Here is a 1,712-nt window from a genome sequence, read left to right on the forward strand (position 1 = left end):
GTGCAAGGATCGTGAGGGAGAGGGAATTTGCCGCATTTCCCCAGTTCAGGTCAACCGTCATGGATGCTGTTCCTGAAGAAACATACCTCGAATACCAGTCCATCTCCCCCTGGGTGATGGTATCCACGCTCATGGGCAGTATGACATCAGGCAGGACCATGTCTCCTGCCGGGGTCACCACATACCCGCCCTGTGAATCGACATCCTGTGCAGATACTCCTGGAATGAGCATGATGGCACAGACCAGGATTACGAGACCAATTCCGGATACTTTCATAGTATACCATTGAGCGGGTTTTGCTGTCCGGCTCTTAACCTTTCTAACGCATTCATCTACCAGTCCGGAAACCGGTAGACGGTTGCGTTAGAACCGTTATATCCCCCGTATGGAAACCACCTCTCGCGGACAGCCGGGGGTTGTCCCAAACTAGAGAGACCGGGTTCACCCTCGTGACGAACTATGCCGGGCCCGATCTCGCCCAAAAGGCATGATCCCCGTTCCTGTTGCACACACCCTTTGAAATTTTGGGATCATGCCTTCTTGGGTATAGCGTATGAACAGGAGGAAAAAATGATGAAACACATGAAACTCGGTGGATTCCTGGTTGTACTACTGCTGATCTCAACGACATTCATGCCGTTGGTCAGTGCAGCTGAAACAAACCAGGAGATGGCAAAGATTGCAGACAAACTCCAGGTATCCCAGGTTTCCGGGGATGAGAAGACTGGAGAATACGTTGCTACCTACAAAGTGAGTGACACTGAAACGAAAACGTATTACCTGAAAAAATACGCTGCCACCGTTGATGGAAAGGATGTAGTAAAAGTAGAGGTATACGAAAAAACACCATCAGGATCGCTTACAGCTTCATCAGAGTTTGGAAAAGATTCGTATGCCACCTATACCGGCTCGGGATGGTCAATTCACCTTGGCCCTGTTGATATGGGATTCCTGAGGAATGGCGGTACTACCGCAATTGGCGCTTTTGGCGCCTGGTTGGCTGTCACGATCGGCCTGACCGGTGGTGCTGCGCTAATCTTTGCAGCCGCGCTTGTTGGAGCGTTTATTATCGGGACGTACTTCTATACCAACGCTGATGGAAGCATGGATATCAACATCAGCGATGCTGCATTACTGTTCATCCCGATAGCTATTGCAATGCCAGGTCCCCAACCGGTACCCCTAACAATTAAAGGGATTCCCGTTATTCTACCATTATAAGAGTGAGTGACCATGGTGAAGAATAAAACCCTCCAATTTTTTTTTACGTTCGTCCTTGTAATCGTTATCTACCTGATCTCTATCCCTGCCGGTGAATTTGTTGCAGGACACGATCCCGTGGCTGGCCAGATTGTATTCTTCCTCGCTGTACTGCTGGGCATGATATTGTTCTATGGAGCCGATTTACTCTTGAAAAAGTACTCCTGAACGGATAATCAAGACAAAATCAACAAACTCCCGATCTTCTTTTTCCCGGGAACGATCCTCGCTTCCGAGGCATTGTCAACGGTATTGTGTCCAGCCGTAGGTGTCTACCGATTCCGGTTCATGCGTGTCCCTGTCATCCGGTAGACGGCTGCGTTAGAACCGTTATATCCCCCGTATGGAAACTTCCTCTCGCGGACAGCCGGGGGTTGTCCCAAAAAAGAGAGATCAGGTTCACCCTCGTGACGAACTATGCCGGGCCCGATCTCGCCCAAAAGGCATGATC

The 1,712-nt window shown here is 49.8% G+C and carries 2 protein-coding genes and 1 pseudogene; 2 read left to right on the forward strand and 1 reads right to left on the reverse strand.

Going from position 1 to position 1,712, the window contains the following annotated elements:
- Positions 1-277: pseudogene (locus CW742_RS11995) on the reverse strand (peptidase domain-containing protein); the annotation flags it as partial.
- A gap of 306 nt (positions 278-583) precedes the next feature.
- Between CW742_RS11995 and CW742_RS12000 the strand changes: the two are divergent.
- Positions 584-1,222 carry a hypothetical protein gene (locus tag CW742_RS12000; RefSeq protein ID WP_292420687.1) on the forward strand — a complete coding sequence of 213 codons (639 nt, stop codon included), beginning with the start codon at positions 584-586 and terminating at the stop codon, positions 1,220-1,222.
- A 12-nt stretch (positions 1,223-1,234) separates the two neighbouring features.
- Positions 1,235-1,429: a hypothetical protein gene (locus CW742_RS12005; protein WP_292420689.1), complete on the forward strand. Its 195-nt coding sequence runs from the start codon at positions 1,235-1,237 to the stop codon at positions 1,427-1,429.
- Positions 1,430-1,712 lie beyond the last annotated feature (283 nt).

It is taken from the genome of Methanoregula sp. (assembly GCF_002835825.1).
Taxonomy (GTDB): Archaea; Halobacteriota; Methanomicrobia; order Methanomicrobiales; family Methanospirillaceae; genus Methanoregula.